Annotated in this window: 16 protein-coding genes; 14 read left to right on the top strand and 2 right to left on the bottom strand. The window is 57.5% G+C overall.

The features are described from left to right. Positions 1 to 502: 502 nt before the first annotated feature. Entirely contained in the window at positions 503 to 1,723 is a 1,221-nt protein-coding gene (locus PPTH39_RS17370) for a CaiB/BaiF CoA transferase family protein (RefSeq protein ID WP_095021413.1), read from the bottom strand. 14 nt (positions 1,724 to 1,737) lie between these two features. Then, positions 1,738 to 2,919 (bottom strand): acyl-CoA dehydrogenase, encoded by a 1,182-nt coding sequence (locus tag PPTH39_RS17365; protein WP_130872241.1) that lies wholly within the window; start codon positions 2,917 to 2,919, stop codon positions 1,738 to 1,740. Positions 2,920 to 3,077: 158 nt separating this feature from the next. Here PPTH39_RS17365 and PPTH39_RS17360 point away from each other — a divergent pair, with 158 nt between their 5' ends. The 14 genes from PPTH39_RS17360 (at position 3,078) to PPTH39_RS17295 (ending at position 20,250) form a co-directional block, all read left to right on the top strand. After that, positions 3,078 to 3,974 (top strand): LysR family transcriptional regulator, encoded by an 897-nt coding sequence (locus PPTH39_RS17360; RefSeq protein WP_095017960.1) that lies wholly within the window; start codon positions 3,078 to 3,080, stop codon positions 3,972 to 3,974. A gap of 437 nt (positions 3,975 to 4,411) precedes the next feature. After that, the gene (locus PPTH39_RS17355) at positions 4,412 to 5,533 is read left to right on the top strand and encodes a Re/Si-specific NAD(P)(+) transhydrogenase subunit alpha (RefSeq protein ID WP_094999508.1); all 1,122 of its coding nucleotides are present in this window, start codon (positions 4,412 to 4,414) and stop codon (positions 5,531 to 5,533) included. Positions 5,534 to 5,544: 11 nt separating this feature from the next. Beyond that, the gene (locus PPTH39_RS17350) at positions 5,545 to 5,868 is read left to right on the top strand and encodes an NAD(P) transhydrogenase subunit alpha part 2 (RefSeq protein ID WP_003438157.1); all 324 of its coding nucleotides are present in this window, start codon (positions 5,545 to 5,547) and stop codon (positions 5,866 to 5,868) included. After that, the gene (locus PPTH39_RS17345) at positions 5,865 to 7,301 is read left to right on the top strand and encodes an NAD(P)(+) transhydrogenase (Re/Si-specific) subunit beta (protein ID WP_094999509.1); all 1,437 of its coding nucleotides are present in this window, start codon (positions 5,865 to 5,867) and stop codon (positions 7,299 to 7,301) included. Before PPTH39_RS17350 ends, PPTH39_RS17345 begins: the two co-directional genes overlap by 4 nt. 181 nt (positions 7,302 to 7,482) lie before the next feature. After that, entirely contained in the window at positions 7,483 to 8,973 is a 1,491-nt protein-coding gene (locus tag PPTH39_RS17340) for an acetyl-CoA hydrolase/transferase family protein (protein WP_094999510.1), read from the top strand. A gap of 318 nt (positions 8,974 to 9,291) precedes the next feature. Continuing rightward, positions 9,292 to 9,507 carry a DUF1127 domain-containing protein gene (locus PPTH39_RS17335; protein WP_094999511.1) on the top strand — a complete coding sequence of 72 codons (216 nt, stop codon included), beginning with the start codon at positions 9,292 to 9,294 and terminating at the stop codon, positions 9,505 to 9,507. A gap of 300 nt (positions 9,508 to 9,807) precedes the next feature. Then, a complete protein-coding gene (locus PPTH39_RS17330) occupies positions 9,808 to 10,125 on the top strand; it encodes a DUF2388 domain-containing protein (protein WP_094999512.1) in 318 nt (105 codons plus the stop codon). Positions 10,126 to 10,328: 203 nt separating this feature from the next. Further along, complete coding sequence (locus PPTH39_RS17325; protein WP_094999513.1) at positions 10,329 to 10,622, top strand: DUF2388 domain-containing protein; 294 nt, start codon at positions 10,329 to 10,331, stop codon at positions 10,620 to 10,622. A gap of 26 nt (positions 10,623 to 10,648) precedes the next feature. Then, positions 10,649 to 10,969 (top strand): DUF2388 domain-containing protein, encoded by a 321-nt coding sequence (locus PPTH39_RS17320; RefSeq protein WP_016782951.1) that lies wholly within the window; start codon positions 10,649 to 10,651, stop codon positions 10,967 to 10,969. Then, the gene (locus PPTH39_RS17315; protein ID WP_130872240.1) at positions 10,966 to 12,927 is read left to right on the top strand and encodes a DUF7844 domain-containing protein; all 1,962 of its coding nucleotides are present in this window, start codon (positions 10,966 to 10,968) and stop codon (positions 12,925 to 12,927) included. Before PPTH39_RS17320 ends, PPTH39_RS17315 begins: the two co-directional genes overlap by 4 nt. 197 nt (positions 12,928 to 13,124) lie before the next feature. Beyond that, positions 13,125 to 14,591 (top strand): hypothetical protein, encoded by a 1,467-nt coding sequence (locus PPTH39_RS17310; protein ID WP_130872239.1) that lies wholly within the window; start codon positions 13,125 to 13,127, stop codon positions 14,589 to 14,591. Beyond that, positions 14,579 to 16,054, top strand: coding sequence for a hypothetical protein (locus tag PPTH39_RS17305; protein ID WP_095024787.1), 1,476 nt, complete (start codon positions 14,579 to 14,581; stop codon positions 16,052 to 16,054). The genes PPTH39_RS17310 and PPTH39_RS17305 overlap by 13 nt, the downstream gene beginning before the upstream one ends. Before the next feature lie 30 nt (positions 16,055 to 16,084). Next, entirely contained in the window at positions 16,085 to 16,501 is a 417-nt protein-coding gene (locus PPTH39_RS17300) for a hypothetical protein (RefSeq protein ID WP_095023126.1), read from the top strand. A 104-nt stretch (positions 16,502 to 16,605) separates the two neighbouring features. Further along, a complete protein-coding gene (locus tag PPTH39_RS17295) occupies positions 16,606 to 20,250 on the top strand; it encodes a tubulin-like doman-containing protein (RefSeq protein WP_094999518.1) in 3,645 nt (1,214 codons plus the stop codon). Positions 20,251 to 20,567: the final 317 nt, after the last annotated feature.

The raw sequence follows: 20,567 nt of genomic DNA, 5'->3' as shown, positions 1-20,567 counted from the left end.
GTTGGTTACATCTTTGATTTCTCGCGGAGTAACTTGTGATGCTGATAATCTTGTTGACTATCAGTCTGACTCCACAAGCACCCACACGAATTGCTTGATTCAATTGTTAAAGAGCGGTTGGTCAGCTTTCGCTGTACCGAGGCGCGCATTCTACAGCAGCCTCTGTTGCTGTCAAGCGGTTATTTTAAGATGTTTTCAAAGTTTCCTCTGTAACATCAACCACTTGCGCTTTCGATCTCTCGTTAGCGGGAGGCGAATTCTACAGCGTTACACGCTGCTGTCAACACCTCATTTCCTGCTTCGATGACTTGAAGCTGACACCACCGAAAACCATCCAACTCATTGAAACTCAAGGAGTTTTCCGTTTCGACTGCGCCGGAAGTGGGGCGAATTATAGACAGTTACAAAACTGAGTCAAGGACTAATTGAGCGACTCTATCACTTAATCCAGAAACACCCGTAATACAGCTATATAGAGGGGGCTAACGCCCCCTCTATATAGCTACACAACACCCGACCGCCTTAAAGCCTCCACCGTTGCTGCCTTCAACCCCAGTACCTGCTCCAGCACCTGCCGGGTATGCTCACCCAGCAAAGGAGGAGCATTACGATACTCCACCGGGGTTTTGGACAACCGGATAGGGCTCGCCACTTGGGGTACCAGCCCCGCCAGCGCATGGGGCAACTGCATCGCCAACCCTCTGGCCTGAACCTGAGGATCAGCAAACACCTGCGCCAGGTCATTGATGGGCCCACAAGGCACGCCGACAGCCTCCAACTGTGCAACCCACTGAGCGGTGGTTTTAAACACCGTTGCCTGCCTGATGAGCGGTACCAGCTCCGACCGGTTCGCCACACGCAACTTGTTGGTAGCAAAACGCGGATCATCGACCCACTCCGGTCGGCCAGCTACTTCAGCAAACTTGCGGAATTGACTGTCATTTCCCACAGTAAGAATGAAGTCACCATCTGCCGTCGGAAAATCCTGATAAGGCACGATGTTTGGATGGGCATTACCCAGGCGTTGCGGAGCCACACCTGTAGTCAAATAGTTCATCGCCTGATTAGCCAAACAAGCGACCTGCACGTCCAGCAACGCCATATCTATATGCTGCCCGCCACCATCATGCTGACGATGGGCAAGGGCTGCCAGGATCGCAACCGTCGAGTAGAGCCCGGTCAAGATATCTGTCAGCGCAACACCCACCTTCACCGGCCCCGCACCCTCATCACCCTCAGGCCGCCCGGTCAGGCTCATCAACCCACCCAGCCCCTGAACCATAAAGTCATAGCCGGCCCGCTTGGCATAAGGGCCAGTCTGGCCGAACCCCGTAATCGAGCAGTAGATCAAGTCCGGATTCAATACCTTGAGCGACGCGTAGTCCAATCCATACGCCTCTAGACCACCCACCTTGAAGTTCTCGATCAGGATGTCGGATTTGGCTGCCAGCTCGCGAACCAGTTGCTGGCCTTGCGGCTTGGTGAAGTCAATAGTTACCGATTGCTTGTTGCGGTTGGCTGACAAGTAATAGGCAGCCTCCCCCGTACTCTCACCATAAGCATCTTTAAGGAAGGGGGGCCCCCAGGCCCGGGTGTCATCACCATTGCCCGGGCGCTCAACCTTGATTACTTCAGCCCCCAGGTCAGCCAGTATCTGCCCCGCCCACGGCCCCGCCAGCACACGAGACAAATCCAACACCCGCAAATGCGATAAAGCACCCATGAGCCGAGCTCCTGTTAATAGAACGCCTGAAGACCGGTCTGCGCACGCCCAAGGATCAAGGCATGCACATCATGCGTACCTTCATAGGTGTTCACGACTTCCAGGTTGACCAGATGGCGCGCCACGCCGAACTCATCGGAGATTCCGTTGCCACCCAGCATGTCGCGAGCCATGCGTGCGATATCCAGGGATTTGCCACACGAGTTGCGCTTCATGATCGAAGTGATCTCAACCGCCGCGGTACCTTCATCCTTCATCCGCCCCAGACGCAGGCAACCCTGCAGGGCCAGCGTAATCTCGGTCTGCATGTCAGCCAGTTTTTTCTGGATCAGCTGGGTCGCAGCCAAAGGCCGGCCAAACTGATGACGGTCAAGGGTGTACTGGCGCGCGGTGTGCCAGCAGAACTCGGCTGCGCCCAGCGCCCCCCAGGAGATGCCGTAACGAGCCGAATTAAGACAAGTAAAAGGACCTTTCAGGCCGCGCACATCCGGAAAGATGTTCTCTTGCGGCACAAATACGTTGTCCATGACGATTTCGCCGGTAATGGACGCACGCAAACCGACCTTGCCGTGAATCGCAGGTGTAGTCAGACCCTTCCAGCCTTTTTCAAGAACAAAGCCACGAATGTCGCCTTCATCGTCCTTCGCCCACACTACAAACACATCGGCGATAGGGCTATTGGTGATCCACATCTTGCTGCCCGTCAGGCTGTAGCCACCCTCTACCGAACGCGCACGGGTAATCATCGCACCAGGGTCAGAGCCGTGGTTTGGCTCAGTCAGACCGAAGCAGCCAATCCACTCGCCAGATGCCAGCCTGGGTAGGTACTTCTGCTTCTGCGCTTCGGTACCGAACTCATTGATCGGCACCATTACCAGGGAGGACTGCACGCTCATCATTGAACGGTAGCCCGAGTCGACACGCTCCACTTCGCGGGCAATCAGGCCGTAGCTGACGTAGTTAAGGCCACTGCCGCCGTACTGCTCAGGGATCATCGCGCCCAGCAAACCGGTCTCACCCATCTCACGGAAAATTGCAGGGTCGGTCTTCTCATTGCGGAAAGCCTCAAGTACACGCGGCGCCAGCTTGTCCCGAGCAAACTGCTCGGCACTGTCGCGCACCATGCGCTCTTCTTCAGTGAGCTGCTGATCCAGCAACAGTGGATCAATCCAGTTGAAGCTTGCTTTACCCGCCATGAGAGAACCCTCGCGTAATAGATCAAATATCGTGCACTGATCCTAGGCTCCCTCTATATAGAAGGACAAACGAGGATTCGACACGATGCTGTGATAATTTCTCACTCCGTAAACCACATGAAAGCCATTTCTGACTGTATTTAGTGAGGAAGCCGTACATGCGCCGCAAGATCCCCAGCACAACCGCCCTGATCAGCTTCGAAGCGGCTGCGCGCCATGAAAGCTTTACCAAGGCCGCACAAGAGCTTTCCATCACTCAAGGGGCTATTTGCCGACAGATCGCCAGCCTGGAAGAGTTTCTGAGTGTAGAACTGTTCCGACGCTCCAAGCGTGGCGTAAAACTGACAGAAGCCGGCATCTCCTACAGTAGGCGCATTGCAATCCAACTGGATGCTGTAGAACGGGACACGCTGTCCGTCATGGGCCAACAAGGCGCCAACGTGATCGAGCTGGCCGTGGTGCCCACCTTCGGCACGCAATGGCTGCTGCCCCGGCTCAAGGACTTCCAGCAACAGCACCCGGATGTCACGGTCAACCTGACCAACCGCACACGCCCTTTTCTGTTCGCAGATACCGACTTCGATGCTGCCATCTACTTCGGTGATGCTGACTGGTCCGGCACTTCGTCCTACCGCCTGATGGGAGAAAACCCGGTACCCGTGTGTAGTCCTAACCTGCTGGGCCCGCATAAGAGCCTCTCCCCGCACACCCTCGCCGAACTCCCCCTACTGCAGCAAACCACCCGCCCCTACGCCTGGCGCCAATGGTTCAACGCCCAGGACATAAATGTGCCACGCGATATGAGCGGCCCACGTTATGAGCTCTTTTCAATGCTGGCTCAGGCGGCCATGCATGAAATGGGGGTCGCCCTGATTCCGCCCTTTTTGATTCAGCGCGAATTGGCCGAAAAACGCCTGGTGATTGCCAATGACAGCAGTCTGCCCAGCACCAGGGCTTACTACCTGATGATCCCCGAACGCAAAATTGAGTCGGCTTCATTGCAGGCCTTTCGGGACTGGCTGATCAAGCAGGCCGAGGGCTACAGCCTGATTTAAAGGATCGCATCGTCCGCACGAACTATGTAGCGCAGCATAAAAAGTCACTACATATATAAGTAAATGTCGCGTTTTGACACTCGGGACTTTGGTCTAACTGGACAAACCTGCAGGCCAGTAACCACGCGGCCTACAGGGTATTTCTCAAAGTTATGCAGCGATAACCAAAAGAAATCTGAAAAAAACTCAAAAAAACGTCAAATCTTCTGTAAGCCACGTATTTACAGGCATGCAGCCGACCATTGCGACATTCGGTCACTGCATGACTTGTAGTTTGTATCTCGTCATCCTCCATAAGTCCTTGAAGGGCAAAAAAATTGCCAGCAGAATGCCCCGCCCCACCCATACTTTTGGTGGGATCGTGCTGATCGGCCGCCCCAGTCGCACCATCCGTAGTGCGCTGGCTTTCTTATAAAAGATCACGCAGGAGATATGACGTGCACATTGGTGTTCCTCTCGAAACCCATACGGGTGAAACGCGGGTTGCTGCAACCCCGGAAACCATCAAGAAGCTGATCGGCCAAGGCCATAAAGTGACTGTTCAAAGCGGCGCCGGCGTTAATGCCAGCGTTATCGACAGTGCTTATGAAGCCGCCGGCGCAACTATTGGCAACGCTACAGATGCTTTCGGCGCAGAGCTGATTCTCAAGGTTGTCGCCCCCAGCGACAGCGAACTGGCCCTGATCAAAACCGGCACCGTGCTGATTGGCATGCTTAACCCGTTCAGCAATGAAACCATTGCCAAACTGGCCGAGCGCGGGATCACCGCCTTCTCTCTCGAAGCTGCTCCACGAACCTCTCGTGCGCAAAGTCTTGATGTGCTGTCATCCCAAGCCAATATCGCCGGCTATAAAGCCGTCCTGATCGCCGCTCACCACTATCCGCGCTTTATGCCGATGCTGATGACCGCCGCCGGTACCGTCAAAGCCGCTCGCGTGCTTATTTTGGGTGCCGGTGTTGCAGGTTTGCAGGCCATTGCCACCGCCAAGCGCCTGGGTGCCGTAATCGAAGCCAGCGATGTGCGACCTGCGGTTAAAGAGCAGATCGAATCGCTTGGAGCCAAGTTTGTCGACGTGCCTTATGAGACCGACGAAGAACGCGAGTGCGCCGTTGGCGTAGGCGGCTACGCCCGCCCGATGCCTGCCAGCTGGATGCAGCGCCAGGCACTGGCCGTGCATGAGCGCGCCAAGCAGGCTGACATCGTGATCACCACAGCCCTGATCCCGGGCCGTAAAGCCCCGGTGCTGCTAAGCGCAGAAACCGTAGCCCAGATGAAGCCGGGCTCAGTGGTCATCGATCTGGCTGCAGCCCAGGGCGGTAACTGCCCGCTGACCGTCGCCGATCAGGTCGTGGTTGAACACGGCGTAACCATCGTCGGCCACACCAACCTGCCCGCCATGGTTGCTGCGGACGCCTCGGCACTCTACGCCCGCAACCTGCTGGACTTCCTCAAGCTGGTCTTCACCTCCGAAGGGCAGTTCCAGATCAACCTTGAAGACGACATCGTCGCCGCGTGCCTGATGTGCCGCGACGGTCAAGTCGTGCGCAAAAACGGCTGAGGACAATAATAATGGAAGAGCTCATCTCCCCCGGTATCTACAACCTGATCATCTTCGTGCTGGCCATCTATGTGGGCTATCACGTGGTCTGGAACGTTACACCTGCGCTGCACACCCCGCTGATGGCCGTTACCAACGCCATCTCGGCGATCGTGATTGTAGGCGCCATGCTCGCCGCCGCGCTGACCGTTACCCCCCTGGGTAAAACTATGGGCACCTTGGCAGTCGCGCTGGCTGCCGTAAACGTATTCGGTGGATTTTTGGTCACCCGGCGCATGCTGGAAATGTTCAAGAAGAAAGCACCTAAAGCCAAAGAAGAGGTGCGCAAGCCATGAGCATGAACCTGGTTACTGTTCTGTATCTGGTTGCGTCGATCTGCTTCATTCAGGCCCTCAAAGGCCTGTCGCACCCCACCACCTCTCGTCGCGGGAACCTGTTCGGCATGCTCGGCATGGGTCTGGCGATCATTACCACGGTTGGCCTGATCTACAAGCTGGGCGCCGAGATTGCCACCGCTGGTATCGGCTACGTCATTGTTGGCCTGTTGGTCGGCGGTACAGCAGGCTCGATCATGGCCAAGCGGGTCGAGATGACCAAAATGCCTGAGCTGGTTGCCTTCATGCACAGCATGATCGGCCTCGCGGCGGTATTTATTGCCATTGCAGCCGTGGTCGAACCGCAATCGCTGGGCATCGTCAAACACCTGGGCGACGCCATCCCGGCGGGCAACCGTCTGGAGCTGTTCCTGGGCGCGGCCATTGGTGCAATCACCTTCTCCGGTTCGGTGATCGCTTTCGGCAAACTCTCGGGCAAGTACAAGTTCCGCCTGTTCCAGGGTGCACCGGTACAATTCGGCGGCCAGCACAAGCTCAATCTGGTACTGGGCCTGGCCACGCTGGGCCTGGGCATCACGTTTATGCTGACCGGCAACCTCAATGCTTTCGCGCTGATGCTGGCTCTGGCGTTCGTGCTGGGTGTGCTGATCATTATCCCGATTGGCGGCGCCGACATGCCTGTGGTGGTGTCGATGCTTAATAGCTACTCGGGGTGGGCGGCTGCCGGTATCGGTTTCTCGCTGAACAACTCGATGCTGATCATTGCCGGTTCGCTGGTAGGTTCTTCGGGCGCGATCCTGTCGTACATCATGTGCAAGGCGATGAACCGTTCGTTCTTCAACGTGATCCTCGGCGGCTTTGGCGGTGCAACCGACGTCGGTGGCCCGGCCGGTGCGCAAGAAGCCCGTCCGGTGAAATCCGGCTCGGCGGACGACGCCACCTTCCTGTTGACCAACGCCGACACCGTAATCATCGTCCCGGGTTACGGCCTGGCCGTGGCACGGGCACAACACGCACTTAAAGAGCTGACGGAAAAGCTGACTCACCGCGGCGTGACCGTGAAGTACGCGATTCACCCGGTTGCGGGCCGCATGCCAGGCCATATGAACGTACTGCTGGCCGAGGCCGAAGTGCCTTACGACCAGGTGTTCGAGATGGAAGATATCAACTCCGAGTTCGGCCAGGCCGACGTGGTGCTCGTACTGGGCGCCAACGACGTGGTCAACCCGGCGGCCAAGAACGATCCAAAATCGCCGATTGCCGGCATGCCGATCCTCGAAGCCTATAAAGCCAAGACTGTCATCGTGAACAAGCGCTCAATGGCCAGCGGCTATGCCGGTCTGGATAACGAGTTGTTTTACCTGGATAAAACCATGATGGTCTTCGGTGACGCCAAGAAAGTTATTGAAGATATGGTTAAAGCTGTCGAGTAACATCGCGCACCAACGCAACATCGAGAACCCCGGCGCTCTATTGGCCGGGGTTTTTCTTTTTCCAAGGAACCCGACCAAAGGCTCTAAATCGGCCGCTGGCATTCGACCATGGTAGCGGGACGCAAGGCTCTGAAAATGAATAGACTGCGCCTCTTGCTTCCGTTGCCCGAGATAACAATCCATGTACCGTGAACGTATTCGCCTGAACTCCCTGCACGATAAGGTCATGAGCGCCGAAGAAGCCGCCGCCCTTATCCAAGACGGCATGACTGTCGGCATGAGCGGTTTTACCCGTGCCGGCGAAGCCAAAGCCGTCCCCCAGGCCCTGGCCGAGCGGGCCAAGAAGTCGCCGCTGAAAATCACCCTGATGACCGGCGCCAGCCTGGGCAACGACCTCGACAAGCAACTGACGGAAGCCGGCGTATTGGCCCGTCGCATGCCGTTCCAGGTAGACAGCACTCTGCGCAAGGCGATCAACGCCGGTGAAGTGATGTTTATCGACCAGCATTTGTCCGAAACCGTTGAGCAGTTGCGCAACAATCAGCTCAAGCTGCCGGACATTGCAGTTATTGAAGCAGTGGCCATTACCGAACAAGGTCATATTGTTCCGACGACATCCGTGGGCAACTCCGCCAGCTTCGCGATTTTCGCCAAGCAAGTGATCGTCGAGATCAACCTGGCGCATAACCCGAACCTGGAAGGTCTGCACGACATCTATATTCCGACCTACCGTCCGACGCGTACACCGATCCCGCTGGTGAAGGTCGACGATCGTATCGGCAGCACCGCAATCCCGATCCCGGCGGAAAAAATCGTCGCCATCGTGATCACCAACAAGCCGGACTCGCCATCCACCGTGTCCGAGCCGGACAGCGAAACCGACGGTATCGCCTTTCATCTGATCAACTTCCTTAAAGCCGAAGTTGAAGCCGGGCGCATGACCAACAAGCTCGGCCCGCTGCAAGCCGGTATCGGCAACATCGCCAACGCGGTGATGTGCGGCCTGATCGACTCGCCGTTCGAAGACCTGACCATGTACTCCGAAGTACTGCAGGATTCGACCTTCGACCTGATCGACGCGGGCAAGATGAGCTTCGCTTCGGGCAGCTCCATCACCCTGTCGGAGCGTCGCAACTCGGACGTATTTGGCAATCTGGAGCGCTACAAGGACAAACTGGTCCTGCGCCCGCAGGAGATTTCCAACCACCCTGAAGTGGTTCGTCGCCTGGGTATCATAGGCATCAACACCGCCCTGGAGTTCGACATTTACGGCAACGTCAACTCCACTCACGTGTGCGGCACGCGGATGATGAACGGCATTGGCGGTTCGGGTGACTTTGCCCGCAACGCGCACCTGGCGATCTTCGTGACCAAATCCATTGCCAAGGCGGGTGCGATCTCCAGCGTGGTGCCAATGGTCAGCCACGTTGACCACACCGAACATGACGTCGACATCCTGGTTACCGAACAGGGTCTGGCCGACCTGCGTGGCCTGGCGCCGCGTGAGCGCGCACGGGTCATTATCGACAACTGTGTGCACCCGGACTTCCGTGAAGCTCTCAATGACTACTTCGCCAAGGCCTGTGCGATTGGCGGCCACACCCCGCACATCCTGCGCGAAGCCCTGAGCTGGCATATCAACCTGGAAGAAACCGGGAAAATGCTGCCGTAACCCGCGAGCTAGACAGCCGCTGACGTAAATACTGTTACGTCAGCGGCTTTTTTATGCCTTATATTTCAAAAACTGTACTGCTGTACTGGTCATTTCCCATCCGTAACACTCCCTTTGACTCACCTTCGGGCCAATTTCGCACCACTTAGGTGCGGACAGGTACAGTTGAGTCTATTTGTGCCCGTACAGCGTGCATAAACAGTTAACTGGCCCATCGCAATACAGATGAACTGTATCTAGAGACCCTGGACAAAGAGGAGGATCATTGGCATCAGTTAAACCACTAGCCAATGCCGCCACAAGCGGAAGGATGTCACCATGGAACGTACACTCAGTTCCGAACTGTTCAGCGAAAGCAGCACTGTAAACTCCCAGGCTTCCATGCCTTTGCGCGTACTTGCCAACCTGATGTTGTGGCAGCGCCGTATCTCCAGCCGCCATCAACTGGCTCGCCTGGACTCGCGTCTTCTGGCTGATGCCGGGATTAGCGAAGCACAGCGTTACGAAGAGCTGAGCAAGCCGTTCTGGCGCTGATTAGCGCTCGCTGGCCCTGACCACCGGTCCACCGCCAGCAACCTGAATTGAAAAAACAAAGCCCGTCGCGGATTACCGCTGACGGGTTTTGTCGTTTTAGGGCCGAGTTTTGCCCACTTGCAAAGTGACAAGTACAGTTTTAAATTAATTGAAATACCACAGGTACAGTTTGCCTGATACCTGATTCAGAGCACCCTGATACGCGCTTCGGACAAAACAACCTTTGCCTGAAGCAACCCTGAGCCTACTATTCGGCCCATAACCGTCTATTTTCATTAGTTCATGTTCAGGAGTATTACCATGCCCACTCTTCGCCTACTTAGTGCCGCAGTTCTGCTGGCTGTTGCTGCAAGCGCCAACGCCACGAGCTTCATCGCCACCACCGATGGCATCGTGGGTACGCTCAAAGCCACCACCGACCTGACATCGGATGCTACCGGCTCGTTTCGTGACAACAAGATCGTGCGCGCAGCCCGTGACGACGCTGCCAGCTTTGTGGCCAGCGAAGGCGCCATCCGTGGCGTGAAACTGGAAAGCGCCTTCGATGCCATCCGCCAGCAAGCACCACAGCTGCAGGCCACCGATGCACAGCTGGCCCAGGCGATCCTGACGATCTGATCGGGGTCAGCACTCTGTGAGAGCGGGCTGGCTCACGATTCAGGCGCCCTGATTTCTCAGGTAAACCGCGCCGATACAATCGCGAGCAAGCCCGCTCCCACATATACCGTGCAGGCATGAAAAAAATTTCAACAACGCCCCCACGCTGGCCCTGCCCCGGCCATTACGCTAGCCTTGGCGCTCATTCAAACAGCCTCGAGACCATGCGTTTTTCCTTATTAGCTCTGCTTGCACTCTGCTGGACTCAATCAGCCAACGCCTTCGACCTGACCACGCAAAATGTGGTGCTCAGTGGTTATGTCACCAGTAAAGTGACGTCCGCGCCTTTTGATCACAAACTGATACGTGCCGCCCAGGATGATGCCGCCGTCTTTATTGCCAGTGATGGCCAGACGCGAGGCGCACAGCTGGAGTCTGCCCTGCGTTATCTGCGCCAGAACCAGCCAAAATTGAGTGCCAGCGACCTTGAACTGGCACAGACAATTCTCGTCCAATAAATACCCGCTTTTTCTGGAGAAAATTCATGCGTAGCCCTTTGATTGTCGCCACTCTTGGCCTTTTGCTGCTTGCCGATGTGGCACAGGCACAGACCGTCGTGCAGACCAGTAACATCATCGTGCGTGCTTTTGGCCGCACCATCGATTTTACGTCCGATACAACTACCTCCATCCGTGACTCTAAAGTAGTGCGCGAAGCCCACGACGACGCCGCCACTTTCGTTGCCAGCCAAGGCGATATTCGCGGCGTACAACTGGAGGCGGCCTTCAGCACCTTGCGCGACCGCGTGCCTGAAGCCCGTAACGCCAGCGATCACGACCTCGCCGAAGCCATACTCGCACTGTGAGGCCGTTAACGCGCTGGCTCGCCGCCTGTGGCCTGCTGCTGATTGCCAGCAGCGCCCAGGCCGCGCTGCATCTGCAACTCAAGACCGAGGGCCTGAGCCCGGCCGAGCAACAGGCCAGCCAAGCCCTGCTTGATGAAGCCATGCAGAGACTGCCACCGCGTTTTATCGAACAACTGGACCGGCAAGTCCTGGTGGGGTGGACCGATGACATGCCCGCCAACGCTTACGGCCAGGCTTCGCTGACCTCCGAGCTGGACCTTAATCGCAAGCTGCTGGCCGGGCTGACCGATGGTTCCGCTGCCCGCCTGCAGACCAACCGCCCCCACGGCACTGTGCGCCGGGAGATGCTCGCCACCGTCTTGCACGAACTGACACACCTATATGACCGTGCCCGCCTCTGGCCCGCGGACGAGCGCACGCTGATACGCCGCTGCACCCGCCAAAACAGCAACACGGGGCTGATTGGCCTGCCCGACCAATGCCGCGGGCAAGCCGGACGCCGCTTCACCCTCAGCGATGACCCGCGTCTGCTTGATCTGGCCGGCTGGCAGCAATACGTGGGGCGCCGGGGCGAGCGCGAGCAAGACAATCATCAGGTGGTGCGCAGCCCGGACCTGTACGAAGTCAGCAGCCCCAAGGAATTTGTCGCAGTCAACATGGAGTATTTCCTCCTCGACCCGGCTTACGCCTGCCGCCGCCCGGCACTGTATCGCTACTACCAGCAGCATTTCGGCTGGGCGCCTGCCGCCAGAGACGAATGCCCGAAGGGTTTTGCCTTCCTCAATGCCGGCAACGATTTCGCCAAACAGCCACTGGGTACCGTCGATCCCGAGCGGGTCTACGCCGTCGACTACCTGCTGGCTGAGGCCAATCAGGAATGGGCCAGCCGCTGGGGCCATAGCATGTTGCGCCTGGTGATCTGTGCCCCGGGCCGCCCACGCGGGCCGGACTGCCGACTCGACCTGCAAGAACACTTAGTGTTGTCCTACCGGGCATTCGTCAATGACGTACAGCTCTCAAGCTGGGACGGCCTGACAGGCGCTTACCCATCGCGCCTTTTCGTATTGCCGCTGGCCCAGGTAATTGACGAATACACTAAAACCGAACTGCGCAGCCTGGCTTCCGTGCCGCTCAAACTGAGCCGCCCTGAAATCGAAGAAGTGGTTGAACACGCCGCCGAGATGCACTGGAGCTATGACGGCGACTACTACTTCATCTCCAATAACTGTGCGGTTGAAACCCTCAAACTGCTGCGCAGCGGTAGCGACAATGCCCGGCTCAAAGGCCTGGACAGCATTGTGCCCAATGGTTTGCTCGAAGTGCTCAAGGCTCGCGGTCTGGCCGATACCAGCGTGCTGGAGGATCCCAAAGAGGCGTTGCGCCTGGGTTATCGCTTTGACTCCTACCGTGATCGCTACCAGGCGATGTTTGATGTTCTCAAAACCCGCTTGCCGATCAAGCAAACCACAGTCGAAGACTGGCTGGCCCTTGATGCAGCAGAACGCCGCCCATGGCTTGAGCCAGCCGATCTGCGCGCCAGTGCGGCATTGTTGCTGCTGGAACAAGCCAGCTTTCGTCGGCAACTGCTGTTGGCACAGGATGAGGTCAAGCAAAAGTACCTGGGCGCACGCCAGCTCAAGGATGGCGGTATGGACAAAGCCAACAAGACCCTGCAGGAAATTCTTGCCAGCAGCGGTTTTCTCAGCCGCCCGGCAGAATTGCTCGGCAGCGACGGCTACGGCTTGCCGCAAACCAGGGAGTGGGAAAAGCTCGAATCAGAAAGCAGTCAGCGCCAGCAGCAGCTACTGCGTCTGACCACTGATCTGGACAAGGAGGTGCGCAGCCTGCTGGAACCTGCCCGTGCAGCCGAAATTGCAGCCACCGAAGCCAACGTCAAACTGATCGGCGAACATCTACGGACAATCCACAAGGCATCCGGCGGTTTGCAGCTGCCCTGACCGAACTAAAGTTCGGTTGACAAGCCCTATCATTCTGCCACTATTCCGCGATGGAAAGTGGCACCGCGCCATTATTCGGCACTGATCAATGCCGTTGGCCACACCATCGTTTGAGTCACACCCTCTCATTTGTGAAGTGCTTGCCATAACCCCGGCAGGGACTGGCATGCACCGTTTACAGGTATCGGCAGGATTATATGGAGATAGCCAGAAACGACCGCACCTCTGTCTGGACGCTAGGCGACCAGGAGTGGCTGCAAGCAGATGACGGTACATTCTCTCTGCACCAGGTCGCTGGTACCAAGCCCCCGGCCGAGCTGGTTGATCTGGATTATCTGGTCGGGGCAACACCCGCGCCTGATACCTCTCCCGGCAACTACCTGCCTGCTGCATTCGCGTTTTGCCCCAGCACAGGCAAAGAACTGCCGAAGGTCGCCTACCAGACAACTACCCGCTGGCTACCGCCTTATGGCGATGGCAGTGGCTCTCGCGTGATCAATGAGCGCTGCAAACTGTCCTCGGCCGAGGAGATCAGCTCGCGCTTGTACAGCCAGTTGCTCGATACCCGCCAGGGTGACCTGAACAGTCGCAAGCTAATTATTGAGTTGCCTCGCAAGAACGGCCTCAACTTCCTCGCCGCCAACCTCGGCGGGCATCGCGAAGCCCTGTACGCACTAAGCCGCGAAGGCAGCTTGTTCCTGTGGCAAAGAGGCTCGGGCAAGTGGCTTGAGTTACTGCCAAAGAGCGAACCCATCGGTCGCTCTCGCCTGGAAAGCTGGGCCTGGTCAGTCGCCCTTCACGTGGACGAAAACCAGCAGCACCTGTTGCTCTCCAGCGATAGCGGAGCGACGTTAGTCAGTGTCGACCCACTCACACTGCGTTACCAAACCTTGCGCGACGACGGCAGCCCGCTGGCCGGCCCTGGCACGCTGGAAGGCCAGTCTTATTTGCCTCAGCTCAAGAGCGGCCACGTTTGCATCGTCAACCCTGCCAGCCTCTACGGGTGGGACCGTTGCCTGGTTGAAGGCGCTGACCATGAGCGCATGACCCGGCTCTCGGCGCCGATTCTCGACGCAGCCTCCCGCCGCCTGTTGTGGATCGGTGAACACGGCTACCTCAGCCTGACCCAAGGCAGCGAACTCAAGGCCCAATGGCATCCGTGGCCCAACAACGCCACCGCCCATCCCGAGCAAGGGCCACCGTTTCTGGACGGCAGGGGCCTGTGGCAGCTGATCTTCGATGCCGACGGTCAGCATTACCTGCAACTGGATCCGGGTGCTACCGACCTGCCGATGCCCATCAAGGGGTATCGCCTGAGCACCGGGCATTTGAGCTTTAAATACAACATCCGGCTTGAGTTGCCCTGGGGCGAACACGACGAGAATATCGAGCCCACCACCCGTGAAGTGGTGCAGCCCTTCATCGAATTCGCCACGCAAAAGCGACTTCTCTCAATGCGGGCCCAGCAGTCCAGTACGCTGGAAACCTTTTTCGACAGCCGCCAGCCAATGGACGTTGATTATTGCTTCGAGCAGATTGGTGATCAGCGCTTTTCGATCAGTGCCCGCGCCAGCGAACCCTGGAATGCCCAGTGGTTCTTTTTTGATAACGCAATGTGGCTGTATATCGACTCATGCGGAGCGCTTTACCGATGGAATGCTTGACCTTCTGGCTGCGCCGCTGCCTGTTGCTCTCCCTCGTACTTGCCAGCAGCGTGGCCAGCGCAGAGCCTCTGCGCCAGGTATTCCTGGTACAAAATTCAGGTTGGATGGAGCCGTTCTACAGCGACCCGTCATCGCCGTTCAAGTCGATGGTCACCCAACTGGTGGGCACTGCTGCCGGCAGCGCAGAAGTCGTCATTGGCGGGTTCAACCAGGCTGACAGTCAGCACCCTTCGCCCGAGTGGATCTATCGCGGCCCGGCCAACCACGCTGCACTGCCCAACTACGTCAATGGCTTGAAGCTGGAGCGCAAAGCCAGCGGTGCCTATGCCGACACGGACTTCAAAGAGGCTTTGCTGGCCTCAATCACCACCGGGCTGGAAGGTCGCGAGGGTATTGTCTGGATCATCACCAACAATAAAAACAGCCCGAACAACAGCAGCGAAACCCAGGCCAAAAACCGCGAATTCTACGACCTGTTGCATAGCGAAGCAGCTATCACCCGGATTGCCGCCTTCCCGCAGAAAATGCCGGTCAAAGGCCCCAACTACGAAGCCAACGGGTTGATGATCTACGCTCTGGCCTATGGTCAAAAAGCCGGTGTCGCACTGGAGCAGGTGCTCAATCAGCCTGCCCTCGCCAGCTTGCTTAAAGATGACCGGGTACGGTTAAAGCCGTTGACCCAGGCTGCCGTGCGCTTTATTCCTACCGGTGTTGAAGACACTCGGGATGTGAGTGCCGAACTGGCCCCCGACCAGCAAACGGTCATCCTCAATATCAACGTCGACAGCTCACCGAAAACGGCAGTGCTGCTGGGCAAATTCGAAAACCAGTTCAACCCTTACCAGATTCATGACGCGAAAATAGGCATGACCCTGGACATGCCGGGCGAAGCCCTGAACTCGAATATATCGCTGGACCGCCTGACAGACCTCGAGCCAGGCGCCCGCTCCGACGAGCTGAAGATCAGCCTGCAACTGCCGCCCCTGCCATCGCAATGGTCCAGCGATGTGATCTTTTCCAGCGGTTACCAACGCGCCGGCAGCATCAGCATCAATCTCAGCGAGCAACAACTGCGTATCTCCCAGGGGTTCATTGCGCGCATGAATGAACTGTTCCCCGGTGACGCCCTGCCTGACGTATTTATCCCCTCCGGTGAAGCCACTACTTCCGAGACCCGTCTGCCGGTTGTGCTGAAAATCAGCTACCCGCTCGGTCCGGTGCTCATGCTGCTGGGGCTGTTTATTCTGCTCTTGATTGGCGCCCTGCTGGCTGCCTTGCTGATTGCAGGCAAAAAGACCCTGACCGTGATCGTCGAAGGTGTGCCCCAGTCTTATCCGCTCAAGCCCTTCAGCAGTGCCGGCGTATACGATTCAAACCAGAACAGGGTCGCGACCCTCAAGCGCGGCCTGTTTGGTGCCCGCCTGGAAAATATCCAGCCCGATACCGCCGTACGACTCAAGTAACCCCACACGCATAGCAAGGAAGTTTTATACATGGCACAGACCAGCACATTGCCAGCACCTATCGAAAGCGAAAGCCCTGCACCTGCGCCGTCGCCCATGACCACCACTCTGGCCGCGCCGCAACCGCTGGGCCTTGACCTCGGGGCGAAGAAAGTCGACAGCCGCGATGCCCTGATTGGCGTCGCCGTGCTGGTGGTACTGGCCATCCTGTTTTTCGTGATCAAAAACGCCTATGCCAACTGGCGCGTACGTGAGCGTGTCGCACCGAGCCGGGCAAACGCCTCGGGCTGGTTCCTGTTTCTGGGCCTGTTGATGATCGCCATCATGGCCGTGCTCGCCGTACTCAACTCGGGGCAGTTCCTTGCGCCGCTCTACATCGCACCGTTGGGTGGCGTAGCTGCCATCTCGCTGGTGGCATGGCTGATGACGTTTTCGGCCAAACGCTAAACCCTAACGCCGGGGGGAACAACCCGCCCCTGGCCCGCTTTACCTGATTTGTGGATCAACACGCCGAGATCATCGGTTAGCCCCAAGGGCTCATGGAGTTTTAGATGGACAAGAGTGCACAACCTTCCGGCCCGGCAACCCCTCCGGTCAGTGAAAAGATTCACCCCACCTTGTTTATCGCCCTGGGCGGCACCGGCATGAAGGTCAACATCCGCCTGCGCCGGCGCATCCTCAATGCCATTTGGGGAGGAAACAATCAGGTACAGCACATTTCGGATTTTCCGCTGGTGCAGTTCATCAACTTCGACCTCGACTCCGGCGAAGTGACCCAGGATGGCAAATCGGTCAAAACTGACGTACTTGCCGAGCAGGTGGCCTTCACCTCCGAAGAAAAAGTCATTGAACCTCTGCACCTGAGCAAGTACACCCACTCCATTGATGAGCTCAATCGTCACCGTGAGGTGGCCGAGTGGTTCCCGTTGACGCCGGACAAGATCAAATCCCTGGGGATTGACCCTTCCAAAGGGGCCGGACAGATTCGCGCGTTGTCCCGCCTGTATTTTTTCGACAAATACCCCACCATTCGCGACAAATTGCGCGACAAGGTCGGGCGCTTGCTCAACAACATCGGCACTCAGGCTGACAAGCTGAAAAAACTCGGCCTGGAAATTGACCCCGGCAAAATCCGCATCGTCATCACCGGGTCTGCAGCGGGCGGCACAGGTTCAGGGTCATTTCTGGACATGGGCTACCTGGCCAAGGCAATCCTTAAAGAAAACAATATCTCCGGCAAGGTCGACCTGTTTTTTGTTTTGCCAGGCGGCTTCAATGCCTTCAATACCGAGCGGGTACAGGCAAACGGCTACGCCGCCTTGATGGAACTGGAAACCTGCATGCGCGGCAACCCGTTGCTCAAGCACTGGGACGCCACCGACAACCTGTTTATCGAATCACGTCCCTACGATGATGTGTTCATCCTCGACAACGGCAATGTCGCGCAAGCCAGAACCGAAAACCAGGAAGACATCTACGAGATGGTCTCCGATGTGTTGTTCACCGACTTCACCTCGCAAGACTTCGCGAACAAAAAGCGCTCGGTGGCCGTCAACCAGAACCAGTTCAAGATCCGTAGCTTTGACGTCAGCCTGCCGCAAGATTACGGCAGCGACACCAAGCTGCGCTTCCCGCGCGCTTACTCCTCCGTAGGGCAGGCGGTGCTCGACACCCAGATCGATGCCCGCCAGAACGTACGCCTTAACCAGCAAGTGCAACACATGCTCAAGGCATTCTTTGGTGTGGCCAACGCGGAAGTCACGGGCAATCGCCCGACCGATAAAGAGCGCGACGAGTTCCTCAAGGAACAGCTGACAATCACTGCGCGCACGTTCACAGATCTACCCGAGTTTCTGTCTCGCGTAGAGCTGACCCAGGCTACGGGTGAGTTCACTCACTACCAGATTGCCGATGACCTGCTGCAGGTCGAGGGTGACAACAGCGTCATTGCCCAGATCGAACAAAAGGTCGAGGTCTTGTTCGAGCGCCTGCAGAACGGCGGCGCCGATAAGGATCAATGGCTGACACTGGTACGCGAAATTCAGCAGCAACTGGAACGTGATACCAAAGGCAGTTCCATCGACAGCGCCGAGCGCAACCATGAGGTGCGCATCAAGGAAAACCGGCTCAAGCGTTTCGCTCAATGGACACGTGAAGACAGCTTGCCCGAGCAGCTGTTCCGTCGTCTCGACGACGACGAGCGCGGTGGGCTGGATTACACCCTGGCGCTGGTCGAAATGATCAAGGACCGTCTTGAAAACGATAACGGCATCATTCCCGCACTGGAAAAAAACGCCGGGCGTTTCAAGGAACTGTCTGAAAAGCTCGAGTCGTCAGAGCTTGCCCGGGAATTCGAGCGTCTGAAAGAAACCACGGGCAAAGGCCTGCTGGCCCGCCTGAGCGGTAAAGAAAAACAAGCCGACACCGTGATCAGCCAAGTCAAAGACACACTGCGCGACAGCCTGCTGTTCTATGTGCGCTCGGTCGCTGCCCGCGAGGCTGCACAATTGCTGCGCGACATTTCCGAATGGTTGGGGCGCAAGGAATCGGTCGACAACAACGGCCGCCCACTCTGGAGTGGCTTTGTCGGCCGCCTGCAGGATGGCCGCAACGCAGTCGATAACTTGCTCAAAGGTATCGATGCCAATATCGCCAAAATCAAGGCGAGCATCCACACCCAACACGCCACGCTGATCCCGCTGCAACTGGTGAAAAACGACGACGAACAACCCGTCGACAGCCAGCAAGTACGTGAGTGGGCCAAGGATGCATTCAAGGACTTCGGCGGCTCGAAAACCTTGTTTGGCAAACTGCAGACTCAAGAAGGCCAGGAAGAGTTGCTGCTCAAGCTACGCAACAAGGCCGTACAGCAGTTGCCGAAGAATCTGCCGGGCGTCGATCCGCTGATGACGGCCCTGGCTGCGCTGACCCCGGATGAACAGCGCGAGAAATTCCGCCTGCTGCTGCAGCGGGCCATGCCCTGGGTGCCACTGAACCTCAATGGCGACTTTGATATTCACAAAGACCTTTACACCTGTCTGATTGGCGTACAAAACGCCAGTGAGTTCAGCCGCACTTATGGCGCCCAACTGGCCCAGTGTCTGCCGCAAGGCACGGGGATGACCGCCGGGCAAATTCAGTTTGTGGAGTCCGGTATGCCCGGCAAACTGATTTGCTACACCGAGTTAAGCGGTTTCCCGATCCCGGCGTTGACCCAGTTGTCGACTTACCTGGCCAGCTATCGCAAAGAAAGTGCAATCATCCCGTTGCATGTGCACAAACGCATCAGCCAGTTCGTGCAGCCCATCCAGTTCAACCAGGAGCAATACCGCCAGTTTGCCGAAGACTTCAAACTCTTTCTGCACGCTATTGCACTGGGCATCCTGGAGCGTCTGAACAACGGCTTGTACGAGTTCCTCATCGCCAAGGACAACTTCACCATTGGTGATGAGTTCTCCATTCGTCAAAGCGGCTTCCACAGTATTCATCGCACCGACATTACTGCGCAGGTCAAGGAGAAGTCCTTGCGCCTGGATAACGCTCAAGTGGCGGCGCTGGTAGAAGTGTTCGAAGATTTAAGTACCAGCGCCTACAAAGCGCAGAAACGCACGAACGAGAAAGGTGTATCCAGCAATTTTGAAGCATTTCCGTTCAAGATCGCCGAGTTGTTGAAGAACGAATATCTGGCTCGACTGAACCGTCAGGCTCCAGCTGACGCGAAAAAGCTGCGTACGCTTGCCGAGCAATACAAAGGGCAATGGGGCCGTCATATCGAAGGCTCCCTGGCTGATGTGTACAAAGAAGAAGTGGATGCCCTCCACGGCGAAAAACTCACCGTGGTTAAAGAGTTCTTTAACGAAGGCTGGCTGGAAAACCTGTTCAACCAAGCCAGTGCAGCCCCGCCAGCAGGTATGGCTCCACCACCGCCAGCAGCAGGTAACGGCGCACCACCACCGTTCGCCGCACCACAGCACAGCTACCACCTGAGTGTCAGCGGGACCAATTACGGCCCTTACAACACCCAGCAATTGCAGCAATATGTGCAGTCCGGGCAAATCACCCGCGACAGCCTGCTGTGGCGTGAAGGCATGCCTGCCTGGCAGACGGCCGGGCAAATCATGGAGCTTGCGCACCTGTTTGCGCCAGCCGTGGGCGGCCCTCCTTTGACAGCCCCGGCTCCACCGCCAGCACCTTGAGCGCACACGAGAAGACCATGTCCGCATCGTCAGCCAAAGCCTCTGCATTCCCGACCTCATGCGCCAACAGCGCCTGCGGTCAGGGGCTCTGCGGCCCAGTTAAATACTGCCCGTTCTGCGGCGCCCCGCTTCAGCAGGCGCCCGCAGCGGTTACCCCGGTACCGGCAGCTGAACCCAAGGCTCGGCCAGCCACCCCTGCACCCAAAGCAACCGTCACACCTGCCAGTGCTCCACCACCCCGGGACATACCTGCTGCAGCGCCAACACCTGTACCAGGTCCGGCGGCTCCCCCACCTGCGCCGCCTGCCGCAACACCA

This window comes from Pseudomonas bubulae (assembly GCF_900618535.1).
GTDB lineage: Bacteria > Pseudomonadota > Gammaproteobacteria > Pseudomonadales > Pseudomonadaceae > Aquipseudomonas > Aquipseudomonas bubulae.
The sequence above is the reverse complement of the archived record's forward strand: the minus strand, read 5'-3'. Positions and strand labels throughout refer to the sequence as shown.